This is a genomic window from Halosimplex pelagicum, assembly GCF_013415905.1.
GTDB lineage: Archaea > Halobacteriota > Halobacteria > Halobacteriales > Haloarculaceae > Halosimplex > Halosimplex pelagicum.
On the sequence record NZ_CP058909.1, the window covers coordinates 3543793 to 3556868 of the forward strand.

At 65.5% G+C, this 13076-nt stretch carries 16 protein-coding genes; 12 read left to right on the forward strand and 4 right to left on the reverse strand.

The window, feature by feature from the left end:
* Positions 1 to 97 precede the first annotated feature (97 nt).
* From HZS54_RS17855 to HZS54_RS17910, 12 genes are all read left to right on the forward strand, one after another.
* The gene (locus HZS54_RS17855) at positions 98 to 406 is read left to right on the forward strand and encodes a hypothetical protein (protein WP_179918430.1); all 309 of its coding nucleotides are present in this window, start codon (positions 98 to 100) and stop codon (positions 404 to 406) included.
* A complete protein-coding gene (locus HZS54_RS17860; RefSeq protein ID WP_179918431.1) occupies positions 407 to 1150 on the forward strand; it encodes a hypothetical protein in 744 nt (247 codons plus the stop codon). It abuts the gene before it with no gap.
* A gap of 178 nt (positions 1151 to 1328) precedes the next feature.
* Positions 1329 to 1853 carry a PD-(D/E)XK family putative nuclease gene (locus tag HZS54_RS17865; RefSeq protein ID WP_179918432.1) on the forward strand — a complete coding sequence of 175 codons (525 nt, stop codon included), beginning with the start codon at positions 1329 to 1331 and terminating at the stop codon, positions 1851 to 1853.
* Positions 1850 to 2077 carry a hypothetical protein gene (locus tag HZS54_RS17870; protein ID WP_179918433.1) on the forward strand — a complete coding sequence of 76 codons (228 nt, stop codon included), beginning with the start codon at positions 1850 to 1852 and terminating at the stop codon, positions 2075 to 2077. Before HZS54_RS17865 ends, HZS54_RS17870 begins: the two co-directional genes overlap by 4 nt.
* Positions 2074 to 2409 carry an ASCH domain-containing protein gene (locus HZS54_RS17875; protein ID WP_179918434.1) on the forward strand — a complete coding sequence of 112 codons (336 nt, stop codon included), beginning with the start codon at positions 2074 to 2076 and terminating at the stop codon, positions 2407 to 2409. Before HZS54_RS17870 ends, HZS54_RS17875 begins: the two co-directional genes overlap by 4 nt.
* Positions 2406 to 2570, forward strand: coding sequence for a hypothetical protein (locus HZS54_RS17880; RefSeq protein WP_179918435.1), 165 nt, complete (start codon positions 2406 to 2408; stop codon positions 2568 to 2570). Before HZS54_RS17875 ends, HZS54_RS17880 begins: the two co-directional genes overlap by 4 nt.
* Complete coding sequence (locus tag HZS54_RS17885; RefSeq protein ID WP_246391686.1) at positions 2567 to 3340, forward strand: phage N-6-adenine-methyltransferase; 774 nt, start codon at positions 2567 to 2569, stop codon at positions 3338 to 3340. Before HZS54_RS17880 ends, HZS54_RS17885 begins: the two co-directional genes overlap by 4 nt.
* Positions 3333 to 3677, forward strand: a complete 345-nt coding sequence (locus HZS54_RS17890; RefSeq protein ID WP_179918436.1) for a hypothetical protein — start codon at positions 3333 to 3335, stop codon at positions 3675 to 3677. The genes HZS54_RS17885 and HZS54_RS17890 overlap by 8 nt, the downstream gene beginning before the upstream one ends.
* Positions 3674 to 3958, forward strand: coding sequence for a hypothetical protein (locus HZS54_RS17895; protein WP_179918437.1), 285 nt, complete (start codon positions 3674 to 3676; stop codon positions 3956 to 3958). The genes HZS54_RS17890 and HZS54_RS17895 overlap by 4 nt, the downstream gene beginning before the upstream one ends.
* Positions 3955 to 4293, forward strand: a complete 339-nt coding sequence (locus tag HZS54_RS17900) for a hypothetical protein (protein WP_179918438.1) — start codon at positions 3955 to 3957, stop codon at positions 4291 to 4293. The genes HZS54_RS17895 and HZS54_RS17900 overlap by 4 nt, the downstream gene beginning before the upstream one ends.
* On the forward strand, positions 4290 to 5216 hold the full coding sequence (locus HZS54_RS17905) for a DNA adenine methylase (protein WP_179918439.1): 927 nt from the start codon (positions 4290 to 4292) through the stop codon (positions 5214 to 5216). Before HZS54_RS17900 ends, HZS54_RS17905 begins: the two co-directional genes overlap by 4 nt.
* Positions 5213 to 7039: a hypothetical protein gene (locus tag HZS54_RS17910; protein WP_179918440.1), complete on the forward strand. Its 1827-nt coding sequence runs from the start codon at positions 5213 to 5215 to the stop codon at positions 7037 to 7039. Before HZS54_RS17905 ends, HZS54_RS17910 begins: the two co-directional genes overlap by 4 nt.
* A 686-nt stretch (positions 7040 to 7725) precedes the next feature.
* Here HZS54_RS17910 and HZS54_RS17915 read toward each other — a convergent pair.
* The 4 genes from HZS54_RS17915 to HZS54_RS17930 form a co-directional block, all read right to left on the reverse strand.
* Entirely contained in the window at positions 7726 to 9624 is a 1899-nt protein-coding gene (locus HZS54_RS17915) for an MATE family efflux transporter (protein WP_179918441.1), read from the reverse strand.
* Positions 9617 to 11191 (reverse strand): hypothetical protein, encoded by a 1575-nt coding sequence (locus tag HZS54_RS17920; RefSeq protein ID WP_179918442.1) that lies wholly within the window; start codon positions 11189 to 11191, stop codon positions 9617 to 9619. The genes HZS54_RS17915 and HZS54_RS17920 overlap by 8 nt, the downstream gene beginning before the upstream one ends.
* A complete protein-coding gene (locus HZS54_RS17925; RefSeq protein WP_179918443.1) occupies positions 11188 to 11775 on the reverse strand; it encodes a hypothetical protein in 588 nt (195 codons plus the stop codon). The genes HZS54_RS17920 and HZS54_RS17925 overlap by 4 nt, the downstream gene beginning before the upstream one ends.
* Positions 11776 to 11970: 195 nt before the next feature.
* Positions 11971 to 12942, reverse strand: a complete 972-nt coding sequence (locus HZS54_RS17930) for a hypothetical protein (protein ID WP_179918444.1) — start codon at positions 12940 to 12942, stop codon at positions 11971 to 11973.
* Positions 12943 to 13076: the final 134 nt, after the last annotated feature.

The window sequence follows — 13076 nt, forward strand, 5'->3', positions numbered from 1 at the left end:
CAACACCCTAACACTTTCTTATCATTACCGAGAGGTAAATCCGGCAACAAAGAGCGCCTCCTCCAGCAACTAACCGCCGTCTCCGGGGGTGATCCCCGTGGTCGATAACGCGTGCTACCTCGACCTCCGGAGCGCCCGCAAAGTCGACTCCGACAGTCCCGTCGCGAACAACCGGGACAAGTGCGGCCTCTGTTTCGACGACGGAGAGATCCCTGACGATGTCGACGAGGTCGTCGTCGGCAAGTGCTCCAGGAGGGTCCACCTCCCCGAGGGTCACGAGGTGGATTACGGCGCTACGACTCCCGAGAACCCCTCCGGGCGGACCAGCGGACTCGCCGCGAAGATCGGCGCCGAAGACTTCGGGCCGGACGACCTCGAGGACCTCGCTCGCGGGGGTGACGCTTAGATGTCCTCCGACGAGTGGCCCGTCGCGATCGACGGCGACGAGTACCACCCGATCCCCGAGAGCTGGATCGAATACGGGAGCGACCAGGATCGCGGCTCGCCCCGGATATACGCGGTTTCCGTCGCCTCCGGCCCGCGGAACATGATCCTGATCCGGTATGCGAGTCCGGACGGCCGTGCCGTCAAAGTCTCAATGAACGGCGCCGAGAACCCCTCCGGCGATGGGATTGTCCCCGCCTCACTCGCGAAATACGAGAATTGGCCGCGGTCGATGGTCCCTAACCGAGACATCGAACCGACGGGTCTCCTCCGCAAGCCCGAGGGCGAGCACTTTCGCGAGCTGTGGGAGGACCGGATCCAGGAGCCCGACGGCGCCGAGCGCGACCAGCGCGTCGCGACCGACGGCGGTACAGAGAGAGGCGGCACTGAGCAGGTCGCGCTATCTCGCAATCCCGACGAGCGGCAAGTCGCGCGGCTCGATCGGGACGGCCGAAAGCCGATGTGCCCCGACTGCGGGAGCTACGTCGGCCACACTAAATCCGGCGGGAAACCGCTCCCAGAGGCAGACGCAGAAGCGTTCGGCTGGTCGTGCCCAAACTGTAAACTGACGTTTCCGTCCCACTGCCACGGTCCCAGCGCTCCCGGCTTCAACAGCAGCATGGCCGGTCTGAAAGTCGAGTTTCGCGACGGCGAGACTCGATGGGTTCCGGTTCCCACTCGCTACGTTGGAGGTGAGTCGGCGTGACGCTGAAGGGTATCTGTCGTGAGTGCGTCGAGGAGAACCCGGCTGGTCGACCTCCCGAATGTCAGTATCTGAAACGAGGTCCTGACGGGAGGAAGCTGTGTTCATCTCACGCCGAGGAAGCGTGGAACGAGTGCAATGTAGGCACGGATACTGAGCGATCCGAGGGAGGTCGAGCCGAATGAGCTCGCGTCGCGAGAGCTCGAAGCTCGAGAGCTCGAAAGCGATCGGAGACTCGGTCGAGGCGGTCGTTATCAACGCGGAGCCGCGCCTCGAGGCCGTCGGGGACTCCGTCGCTACGTGGCATGACGCCGTCACCCTCAAATGCCTCTCGCCCTCGTACGAGCGGCCGATTTACGCGATCCCGGTCGTCGACTCCGGAGTCGAGACCGAAATAAAGGGAGCCGCCGTCGTCCGGTCGAATGGGACCCGACAGTCGCCCGGCCACTGGTACATCAAGCGCGGCGCTCACGAAAAATTGAAAGACGCCGGCGGAGTCTACCTCCTCGCCGTGTACGGCCTCCGGGAGTCGACGCCGATCCTCCGATCGGTGATTATCCCGGCGACGGTCCTCGACGATGTCCTCGAAGGCCGTTGGTATGAGGTCGATATCGAGGGACGGAGCGAGAAAGAGGTCGTACAACTCACCTGGACGACGCTAATCGACCGGGAGCGCGTCCCCGCTCCCGCGGAGGTGAGTCGATGAGCGACCAGGAGGCCGAGTCCCGGATCCAGGAGCTCGAGGAGCGGGTCCGCGAGCTCGAGCGGGTCGTAAACCGAGACCTCGGATACTCACTCGGTTGGAACGATCCTCCGGAGCCGTCGTCGATCGATTGCGATTGTGGGACGACTTTCGAAATTAACCTCGAGAATGGTCTAATCTGTCCGGACTGTGGCCGCGGCTCCGACGATCGAGGTGAGAGCGCATGAGCCGCCTCTCCGAGCTGGAGTTTGCCGAGGACCTCGTCGTTCCGATCCTCGATGGGGATAAGACCGGAACCGTCCGGTACGGCCCGGTCTCCGTGTACGTCGGTGAGGAGGTTTCCGCGATCACTCCCGACGGGTCCGAGTTTGCCACGATCGAGATTACTCGGTCCGCGAAACTAAACGCGATCGAGGCTCTCGCGGTCCTCGACGTATTCGGCGCGGAGTATCCCGCCGACACCGTCGACGAGTTGCTCGAGGGAGTGAATCGCCATTACGAGGCGTCGATCCGGCCGGAGACAACCGTCCGAGTCCTCGTTTTCGAGGTGGTTCGATGACCGAGCCCGAGAGCGTCGCCGAGTACTGTCCTAACTGCCTATCGAAGCTCGTCGAGGGGAAGGCCGCGCTCGCTCTCTGTTTCGCCTGCGGCGCCGACTGGCCCGTTGGAGAGCCCGAGAGATACGACGCCGTCGACACGACCGGAGGTGAGTCGGCTTGAGCTCCTCCGACGGAGACGGTTTCGAGTGTTTCGAGTGTGAGGAACCCGTCCCCGAGGCCGCCGAGTACTGTCCGTATTGCGCCTCCTCGCTCACTCACGTCGAGGAGCTCGAGCCCGGCGCCGGTCGGGACGACCGCGACGACCAGGAGGACGAGGCGCTCGAGGCCGCCGCGGAGGAGCTGGAGGAGGTCGGCGAGATAGCCGAGAAGGTCTCCGAGTATCATCAAGTCCACTGGTCGGACGAGTCCGACGAGTGGGCGACGCCGCCGTCGCTCCTCCGGCCGCTCGACGACGCCGTCAGAGGGTTCGACCTCGACCCGTGCTCCGGCGCCGAGGCCCGCTCGATCGCTCCGGAGACGTACACGGAGGAGGACGACGGTCTCGCCCGCCGCTGGTTCGGAACCGTATGGTGTAACCCGCCGTACTCCGACGCCGCCGACTGGATCGAGAAAGCCCGGAACGAGAGCCGTCGCGACGAGGTCGAGGTCGTCCTCGTCCTCCTCCCGGCGCGTACGTCGACTCAGTGGTTTCAAAAGTTCGCCGCGACCGCGACGGCCCTCTGTTTCATCGAGGGTCGTCTCCGGTTCGGCGACGCCGAGGACGACGCCCCGTTTCCGAGCGTCCTCCTCGCGTTCGGCGATGTCTCCGGCGAGCTGTACGACTTTCTCCAGAAACGCGGTGCCGTCTTTATCGACGGCGAGCGGTACTCCCCGACCCGCCAAGTCACCCTTGGCGCCGTCGCGACCGACGGGGGTGAGTCCGGTGAGTAGACCGACGCCCGGAACGGAAGGGTACTGGACTCAAATCGACCAGTGGACGCCGCAGGCCGGAGACCTCGCGCGGCTCGTCGCTCACGAGTCCGCGCCCGCCGTGTACGTCCTCGAGGCCGACCACTCCGAGGGCATCGTGGACGCGCTCCTCCTCGCGGACCTGGAGCGCGAGCGCGTCGACATGCTCCTCGAGGCCGAGGCTCGTGAGCGAAAGTCCCTCGTCGCGCCGATCCGGAAAAGCCACGAGACGGAGGACACCGTCGAGCTCACGATCCCGACGGACCACCTCGAGCCGATCGGCGAACTCGTCGCGGAGCCGGGAGGTGAGAGCGCGTGATCGCCACCTACGGCCTCGATCCCGTCGTCTCCGTTAGAGGCGGTGAAAATACGCCATACCACCGGAGCCGCTCCAGTCAGGCCGAGTTACTAAAACGGCTCGCCGGTGACGCCGTCGAGAAAGCGATCGCAGAGGAGGGACTCCGACCGGAGAGAGTCGTCCTCAAAACCCGGTATCGCCGCGGGGGGAGAGAGCCACATACGGCGTACGGCCTTGCCGAGGTGTACGACCGTCGCGAGCTCGAGGAGACCGCCTCGGCGCCGGGAGGTGTCGACGGGTGACGATCTCCGAGTCCGACCCGCGCCTCGATCGAGAGCTGTACCAGCTCGCCGAGGTCGACGACCGCGACGACTCCGTCCGTTGCCCTCTCTGCGGCCGTCGTCTCGACCGTGAGGCGTTCCGTACGCCGAAGGTCCCGCCGGAGGTCCTCTCGGACGGGTCGCTCGACCTCGTCGCGAGAGCGTACGTCTGCGCTCGCCACCGCGTCGATGTCGTCGCTTTCGAGCCCGCCTCGATCGCGCCGGACACGTTCGTCGGCGTCGACGCCGTCGTCGATGACCAGGAGGCTCGGATAGCCGTCCCGGAACCCCTCGCCGAACGGGAGGGTCTCGCATGAGCCCGATCGATCACAGCTCGGGCGGTCCAGAGCAAATCGAGCCGGGGAAGGCGGTGATGAACTACCCCGGCGCGAAAGCCCGTCTCGCCCCGTGGATCATCGACCACCTACCCGAGCACAACACCTACGTTGAGGTGTTCGGCGGGTCCGCGGCGGTCCTCGTCCACAAGCCAGAGTCCATCAACGAGGTCTACAACGACATCGACGACGACCTGGTGGAGTTCTTCGAGGTACTCCGCGACCGTCGCGACGAGCTGCTCGACTGGCTCCGTCACACGCCGTACTCGCGGACGGTCTACAACAAGATCGCCGACGCCTACCACGCGGGAGAGCGGGCCGCCGACCCGGTCGTCCGGGCCGGTCGCCTCTGGTATCTCGTCCAGGCGGGGTTCAACGGGGACCTTACGAAACGCAACACGTTCTCGACCTCGACGTCGGCGAGGGGCTACCCGTGCGACTCGCAGGCTCGCAACTATCACCGGTCCCGCGAGCGTCTCGAAGCCTTCGCCGAGCGGTTCCAGTCGGTCATCATCGAGTGTCTCGACTGGCGCGAGGTCATCGACCGGTACGACTCCGCGACGACGCTGTTCTACATCGACCCGCCGTACCCGGTCAGCGGTGAAGGCTACTACCCGAACCACGATCTCGACCACGCGGCCCTCGTCGAGCGACTGGCCGAGCTCGAGGGTGAGGCTGTCATTTCCTACGGCGAACTTCCGGAGTATCCGGACTCGTGGGCTCTCCGCGAAAAGACAGTCACATCCACGCTCTCGCGGGCAAACGGCGAGGAGAAAGACTGTCCCGAGCGGCTGCTGCTGACCTTCGACCCCGACACTACCACTTTATTCCAGTCGGCTCAGCAGCGAACGCTCTCCAACGTAGGCACAGATACCGAGCGGTCCGAGGGAGGTGGGGACGCTTGAGTACCGACGTGTCCGCAGGCGACGCCGCCGGTCCGGACCTCGCGCCCGACCTCGGGGAGGATGTCTCCCTCGAGGATTACGCGATCGACCCGTCGGACCTCGTCGACCAGACGAAACTCTCCCTCGACGCACGAGACGAGCTCCGCGACGACCAAGAGGACGACCGGCCCGTCGCGAGCTGGCGAGCGCTCGACTATCAGGATCCCGTCTCTCACGGCCACGGGACCATGGCCGTCCTCGAGGACCTCGAAACGGACGGAGAGACCGCGTACAAGCGTCTGTGGTCCGGGTGGAGGGCTCACGTCGGAGACCCGGATAAAGAGCCGTACGTCCTCCTCGAGGACGCAAACCACGCGTTTGAGTGGCTCCCCGAGGACGAGCCGTGCCACCTCGTTATCAAGTCCTCTCCCTGGAAAGTCGCCGAGGATGTCGTCCCCGGAGAGGAGGAGTATATCGGCCGCCGGTACGAGTACAATCTCCAGCTCATGCCCTACGACCCGGAGGCCGACGGAGACGGTCTCCTCGAGGACGACCGCCTCCCCGTCTCATTCCAGGCGTGGGTACAACCGCAGAACGAGGACCTCGTACACAAAGACGGCGGGAAACTCGTTTGCCAACACGGAGAGGGAACCAAGTTCAAGCTTCAGACGACGTACGCGACGCCGGCGGAGTCGTTCCGCCGGCTCGTCGATGTCGCGAACGCCGCGTTTGGGGGCCTGGATCGCGAGCGCCCGGACTGGTCGACCCTCAACCGCGAGAGCCTCAAGATATGGAAAGCGGAGCTGTACCACCGCGTCAATCAAGAGCTCATGGAGGCCGTCACCCAACGCCTCCGCGGACTGAAAACGATCGTCGAATACGGCGGAGACGGCGATGTCGGCGGCTCCTCGGATTACTACCAGGGAGCTCACGTCGAGGAGGTCGTTACCTCCGACATGTGGGATCGAGCCGGCTTTATCGGCTCGTACGCCCGTCGCGACGGCTACAATCTCGGTCTCAAAGTCTACCGGATCGCCGGGAATCCGTCCGACGAGCGCTTGAAACATCCGAAAGTCGAGGCGTTCCTCGAGGGAGCCGGCGGAAACTCGCTCCCCCACATCGACGAATGGGAGTCCGTCCGAGCGACGCTCCGGCAAATGACGAGCGGCCTCGCGGTCCGGTCGGGAGTCTCCCTCGGAGACCTCCGCGAGGACGACTTTTACACGGTCGACCCAGACGATCGCGTCGACACCCTCGTCCCGACGGGTTGGCGGAAGGCCCACCGACTCGCGAACCAGGAGCGCGAGCGCCGGATCCTTCAAACGACGTACGAGTCGCTCTCGAACGCGAAATGGGATATTATGTACTCCGTCGCCATGCTCGACGGGGCGACGTACGACCAGCTCGAGACCTTCACCGGGTATTCGCGCGATTATATCCGGGAGCGGGTCCGCGAGCTGAAAGAGCTCGATATCCTCATGCGCCTCACCTATCCGCGGGTGATCGTGTTCCAAAACTCCGAGTTGCGGCTTAACGCCGTCGAGAAACTCCAGGAGGTCGAGCCCGGCCGCGACATGACCGACGTGAAAGAGAGCGCCGAGGAGCGCCGCGAGGAGCGGCGCCGCCTCCAGGAGGAGCGCGAGCGCGACGACCAGGAGGACGCCGTCGACGACGCCGACCAGGAGGGGAGCTCCGACAGCCCCTCGAGATCGTCGACGGCGACTTGGGACCGCGTCGACGAGCTCGACTTTAGCGCATCCGCGATCGGGCGATACCTTGGAAAAGGCGACATAGCGGCCGAGGACGCGAAGATTAGGACCGACCGATACGACTGGATCGGGTAGCTCGATCCCGGGTCCGGTCCGCCCTTTATTAGTGGCTACACTCGCGTTTCACTCTCGTTTTCGCCGTTCGTACCTCCCTCGTTAGGTAACTACCCTGTAAGTATCTGGTTGCGTATCTATTTTCCACTTTCACCGCCGTGTTAGTCGCGGATCCCGCCTCGATCGGCGCCGCGACCGCGGCTCTCCGGCTTGCCCGGATCGCCGAAAAATCTGGTCCTCGGACCGCCTCGACGCCGTGGTCGGGTCGGTAGTTGTGTCGCCCGGTCCCCAGGTGGGCTTAGGGTAGTTGCCCCTAAGGGGCATACCAATTGCGCGGCGCGCAGAACGCGCGCCGCGCTACCGCCTCGGGGACCGGCCGGCCGACACTCGTCGATACCCGACGCTATGCGCGAGAGGAGGCTTGTACTGGTAGTATGGCAAACGGGGAAAACCCGCCCCGCTTGCCCTTAGGGTAGGTGAGAACGAGTCGCCGCAGTACTGTCTACCCCGACAGTAGATGTAACCCGGAGATACTGAAAGCCGGGATAAATCCGAATAGGCCGCCGAGTGCGGCCCCATTTATGAATACAATTCGAGGCCCCGCGACATCCTGTAAGTTCATTTGTAACCCATACTCGAGGATTAGAGCGGAGACTCCGGATCCGAAGATGATCGCGAGATAGGCCACAACGAACGTTGAGACCGCTCTAATAATCACTCCGGCCACCTCCGAGATAGAGATATCCGTCTCGCTCGCGGAGACGGTGTCCCGGCGAGTGGATCCACTCACGGAGCTTTTTCTCCGCGAGCTCCGGCGGGTACTCGCCTTCGAGGTCGCGTTCGAGCTGCGACCGGGAGACCGCCCCGTCGCTCTCGATCGTCCCCTCCGTCTCCTCTCGGATCCGCTGGATCGTCTTTTTCCGCGACGCCTCGACACCGACGATCCCGTACGAGAGGAGGTCCTCCGCGTACCGTTGCGGGACCGTCGGGTCGGTCTCCTCCTCGTCGACGAGGCCGTCCGCCACCTCGAGGACCGCGTCGACGAGCTCCTCTCGGGAGTCGTGCGCGACCGCTTTCGAGTTGACCTCCGCGTAGTACCGCGAGGTCCCGTCCGCGTCCTCGAGCTCGTACGCCCGGACGACCAAGAACACGGCCGACGTGTCCGGTTTCAACCAGTCGCCGAACAGTGAGGCCGTCGCACGGACCCGGAGCGCCGCCACGATCCCGACCCGGCCGACGACCCCCGCGACGATCGCGAGCGCCACCGCCGCCGGGAAAGAGAGGTTGAACCCGAACGCGAGGAGGTACACGAGGACGACCAGGAGGACCGGGACGCCCCGGACCAGGAGGACCGTCCGGACCGCGCCTCGCGAGAGCGACTCGACGAGCGCCTCTCGGACCGCCGGCGCCGCGTCCCGCGCCATGTAGACCACGAGAGCGACGCTCCCGAGCGCCACCAGTCCGACGAGTCCCTGTACGCCTCTGTCGGCCGCGAGAAACGCCGCGACCACTCGCGCGACCGAACCGTCGGCGAGACCGACGACCACGTACAGCGCCGCCAGCGCGAGCGCTACCGGCCCGAGGAGCGCGAGCGTGTGCCGGAGACTCCAGTCGAGGAGGAGCGGGCCTCGCGGCTCGTCCCGGTGGAGCGTCGTCCAAAGCGCTTCTGTCCGCGCTCGACGGAACGCGAGGACGACGCCGACCACGAGCGTCCCCATCGCGAGGAGGAGTCCGACCAGCTCGCCGACGCCGCGGAACCCGACCAGCTCGCCGACCCACGTCGAGACGGCGCCCGCGATCCACGTCGGGACGAGGATCCCCGCGAGCGTTTTCGTCGTCGACGACCGCGACACCAGGAGCGTCCGTCGCGGCTCCTCGAGGACCTCCCGCTCGAGATACCACACACCGAGCCCGGCGCCGACGAGGACGCCCGCGACGACGTACCAGTGAGCGAAGATCCATTGTCCGAGTCGGAACGCGACCGTAAACAGGAGCGCCCACACGAGATCCGAGAACGGAAAGAGTCCGAGGACCTCGAGGAGCGTCGACCCGCCTGTTCCGCCGTACTCCTGGAGCTCCGCGACGACATCCGCCGCCGTCGGATAGTCCGGATCCTTGGTGAGCCACTGGACGATCGTCGAGGTCGACACCGCGACCGCTCCGAACACTACGACCAGGAGCGCCCGCTCGAGTGCCTGGAGTGCGACGCCGGGTACATCTGTCGTCGCGTCGCGCCACGTCTCCCGGACCGTCGACCGGACCGTCCCGAGGGCCGCCCGGACCGTCGTATACTCCCGCGTCGCTACGTCCGCGCCGGTCGCCGCGTCGACCAACTCCCGGAGCTCGCGACGGACCCGCGAGCGCTCCTCCTCGATCGCGTCCGCCCCGAACCGGAGGACCTCCGGGTCGCGCCGGGTTTTCGACTCGCGGAGCGCCCGCTTGTGCGCCGGTTGGTCGCCCTCGAGGTTGTGATACTGGAGCCTCCAGGTGAGGACCGTGAGACCCCCGAGAAATGCGAGAACGACAAGGACGGCAAGCGCGAGTTGCGCCGTCGAGTAGCCGTCCGCCGAGAGGTCGATCGCGAGCGGGACCGCGCCCTCAAGCATACTTCCCCTCCGACACCTCGGAGACGTACTCGGATATCTCCTCGTCGTGGTCGTAGTTCCGGAGGAGATACTCGATATGCTCCGACTGGTAGGCCGCGAGCGGCATTTCGTGTTGCTCGTCCAGGAGTCGAGAGGTCCTCAAAAAGAGGTTGAACACGTACCGGATCGGCCGAACGCGCCCCTCCTCGTCGGTAAACTCGTGCTCGTGAACCGAGACGAGAAACTCGAGGAGGTACTCCGCGAATACCTCGCGGTTGTCCCCGAATTGCCGCATTTCGACATCGTACTCCTCGACCAGCTCCTCGAGCGTCGCTCCCTCGAGCGTCGTCGAAAACTCCGACTGGTCGAGCTCCTGGTCCGGGAGGTCGAACGACCGAAGCTCCGGGTCGTCCCACGAGAGCGCCTCGACGAGGTCCTCCGACGGGTCCTCGAGCGCGACCGTTTCGGTGTCGTCCTCCTGGTCGTCGAGCTCGTCCGCCGACCGGAGCTCCGCGTCGACGATCCGCGTCTCCGCCTCGGCGCCGCCGTCCGTCGCGACATCCTCCCGCTCGACCACCGCGACGTACTCGCCAGACATCGCCTCGAGGCGGTCTCTGATTAGGTTCGATGGGAGTAGGCTCTCCTGTATCTGAAGATACCCATCGAGGACGGTCTCACCGAACGCCTCCCGGAACGCGCGAGCGATGTTGTCCGGGAAGATATCATTCCAGTCCATGCCCTCCAGCGCCGAGAGTCGATCCCGCTCGTCGGCCTTGAGGAGCTGGTCCTCGAGGTCCGCCCGTTCCGCGTCGAGAGACTCCCGTTTGTGCCGAAATCCGATATCCGACCGACGGGTGACGTAGTGGTACCCGCCGAACAAGAGGAGGACGAACAGCCCGCCGAGGGTGATAAAGAGCGAGAGGAGGATTTGCGTAAAGTTCCCCGTGAGCGCCGTCCCCGGATTATACCGGAGTTTGAGGAGGTTAATCGCGAGCTGACTCTCCTCCTCCATATTCGCGTCTGGACCCGCTACCTCCTCGGATTTAACCGAGTCCTCCCACTCCGACCAGTTGGCCGCCGCCTCGCGTTGGGCCTCGAGCTGGCCCGCCGGGATATGCCGGCGGTCGCCGGCGTCGACCCGGACGGTCGCCGTGTACTGGATCCGGACCGTCTCCGTCGACGCCGTCGCGTTCCCCGTCGTCCCGTTCGCCGTCGTGTTGGTCGTCGGAGTCGCCGTCGAGCGCGTCGTCTCGACCGTCCAGTACAGATTATAACTCCCGTCCGTCGTCGTCGAGAACCGATATACGCCGAGGTCTTTGTCGAGCGAGAGGTCCCCCGCCGACTCCTCGACGCCGCTCGAAACGACATCCGACGGCGCGAAGTTTTTCGGCCCGAGGAGGAGCTCCTCGCCCTCCGCCTCGTACACGGTCGTCCCGTTCGCCGACGACCTCGAAACGTCGCCGTCGATGTAATGAGGTTGTTCAATCGCCAAGTCCGCCGGTCGCGTCTCCAGCGCCGCCGTCGCGCCGGTCGTCGCAACGACCGACGCCACCAGGAGCGACACCAGGAGGATCGTGAGTCGTCTCATTCCTGAGTACCTCCGTTGTTAGTAGTGATCGCGAGGACCGCCGCGAACAGGAGCGCGAGCGGCCACAAGTAGCCAATTGCCCATGCGACCCATGTCGAGAGTGAGTCGACCGAGAGTGTCCCCGCCTCGAGGACGAGTCCCCGGACGAGCGCCCCGACGACCACGACCGCGAACGAGTAGCCGACCAGGAGGTACGCCCGGACCACGGCGCCGGCGACGCGCCGGACCGTCACCGCGGCGCGAGCGTCCTCGAGGCGATCGAGCGAGGGGAGGTCCGTCGAGAGGACGAGCTGGCCGCCGTCGACGGCGACGCCCGCCCGCCTCGATCGAGACCACCGACTCGAGAGCCGGCGCCGCGCCGACGAGCTCCAGGAGGAGACCGTCGACGTTGCGACATCGTCGAAATAACCGAAATACGCCATGTCACCGACCCAAGCGATCCCGACGACGTACCACACCCACCAGGGGAACGCGAGGACCTCCGCGACGGCGAGCGGCGCCGCGAGCGGGCCGAGAGCGAGCGCGAGCGCCAAGTCCGGGAGTCCCGTCGGGTCGCCCCACACCAGCCACAGTACCGGCGCCACGAGGAGCCGACGGACCGACGAGAACACTCGCCACAAAACGAGGTGGGCGAGCCGTCTCGTGCGGCTCTCCGTCACTGTCCGCCACCCTGGTTACTCCAGTCGATCGAGTGTCCACACGAGGGACACTCCGCGTCGAACGCCGGGACCGTTGCGTGACACGTCGGACAGTCCTTCGAGAACGCCCGCGAGAGGATACTATCGGCCATTCTTTGCCTCCTCACCGTTTTCACTCGGGCCACCGACCGCGACTTGCCGGCGCCGGCGCCGCTCCTCCCGGCGCGTTCGCCGATCGTCTCGGGACTCCTCAAGGTCCGACACCCGGCCGATGAATTGGTCGATCGCCTCGTCCGTGTCGCGCCGCGCCCGCTCGCGGACCTCCTCGAGCTGGTCCTCGAGGTCGTCGATATCCGACTCCAGGCGCGGGACCTCTTTCTCGACGTAGTACTCGAGTTGTTGGGCGAGCTCGTCGTAGCGCTCTCCGTCCGCGAGGTCCGGCGGCGCCGTATAGAGGTCCGTCTCTTTGCCGTACTTGTCGACTTTCAGGCCCGCCGAGAGCGACGCCGCGACCGAGCCGGTATCCGTCGAGTGGGTACCAGTGATCGCGTCGTCGAGTCGGATCGCGACCGGGTCGTCGTCCTCGCGGCCGGCTTTCGACGCCGCTCGAGCGAGGTCGCCCCCGAGGTCCCCGAGCGTGAGGTGTTTCGTCCGCTTGAGGAGACCCGACCACCCGCGGTATGGCTTGAAGACCAGTACACCCGCGTTGGTCCGGTCGAGCTGTCCGTAGTACCGCTTTATCCCCTCGCCGGTGAACAAGACGAGCCGGTCGGTCCGCTCGATCCGACCGAATAGCCACCGGACGCCGAGGACGAATCCGACACCGAGGACGGCGCCGAATTTGAGCGTCGTCTGTACGAGTGGGTCCGTGAGCGCCCCGATGAGAAACCGCCCCGCGTACACCGCGAGGATCCCGAGGACGACCGCCGCGATGAACCCGAGCGCGACCACGCTTTTCCAATTCCGACGGAGCCGGTCGCCGACCGTCGGTGTTTGCTGGTCTCTCCAGGAGTCCGGCTCGACGAGGTCGTCGGGATCGTCAATCTCGCCGGACGGGTGTCGTTTCTGTGGGCCGGTGCTACCTACCGAGTTGCGAAGCGTTTCGAGTGCCATAATTCGGATCTGGTCGTGTGCGTCGTTTCGATGGGCGTGAGAGAATCGCCATACGGCGCGCCGTTTGGACGTTTGGACGTTTACAGAGACAGGGGTACGTCCCCACGTTTTCAATAGATACGCGCGTAGCTGGA

What these genes read in the sequence shown, in the direction of transcription:
- HZS54_RS17865 (WP_179918432.1), top strand. Translation starts at nt 1,329, where the DNA reads ATGAGCTCGCGTCGCGAGAGCTCGAAGCTCGAGAGCTCGAAAGCGATC.
- HZS54_RS17875 (WP_179918434.1), top strand. Translation starts at nt 2,074, where the DNA reads ATGAGCCGCCTCTCCGAGCTGGAGTTTGCCGAGGACCTCGTCGTTCCG.
- HZS54_RS17915 (WP_179918441.1), bottom strand. Translation starts at nt 9,624, where the DNA reads ATGCTTGAGGGCGCGGTCCCGCTCGCGATCGACCTCTCGGCGGACGGC.
- HZS54_RS17920 (WP_179918442.1), bottom strand. Translation starts at nt 11,191, where the DNA reads ATGAGACGACTCACGATCCTCCTGGTGTCGCTCCTGGTGGCGTCGGTC.
- HZS54_RS17860 (WP_179918431.1), top strand. Translation starts at nt 407, where the DNA reads ATGTCCTCCGACGAGTGGCCCGTCGCGATCGACGGCGACGAGTACCAC.
- HZS54_RS17930 (WP_179918444.1), bottom strand. Translation starts at nt 12,942, where the DNA reads ATGGCACTCGAAACGCTTCGCAACTCGGTAGGTAGCACCGGCCCACAG.
- HZS54_RS17880 (WP_179918435.1), top strand. Translation starts at nt 2,406, where the DNA reads ATGACCGAGCCCGAGAGCGTCGCCGAGTACTGTCCTAACTGCCTATCG.
- HZS54_RS17905 (WP_179918439.1), top strand. Translation starts at nt 4,290, where the DNA reads ATGAGCCCGATCGATCACAGCTCGGGCGGTCCAGAGCAAATCGAGCCG.
- HZS54_RS17870 (WP_179918433.1), top strand. Translation starts at nt 1,850, where the DNA reads ATGAGCGACCAGGAGGCCGAGTCCCGGATCCAGGAGCTCGAGGAGCGG.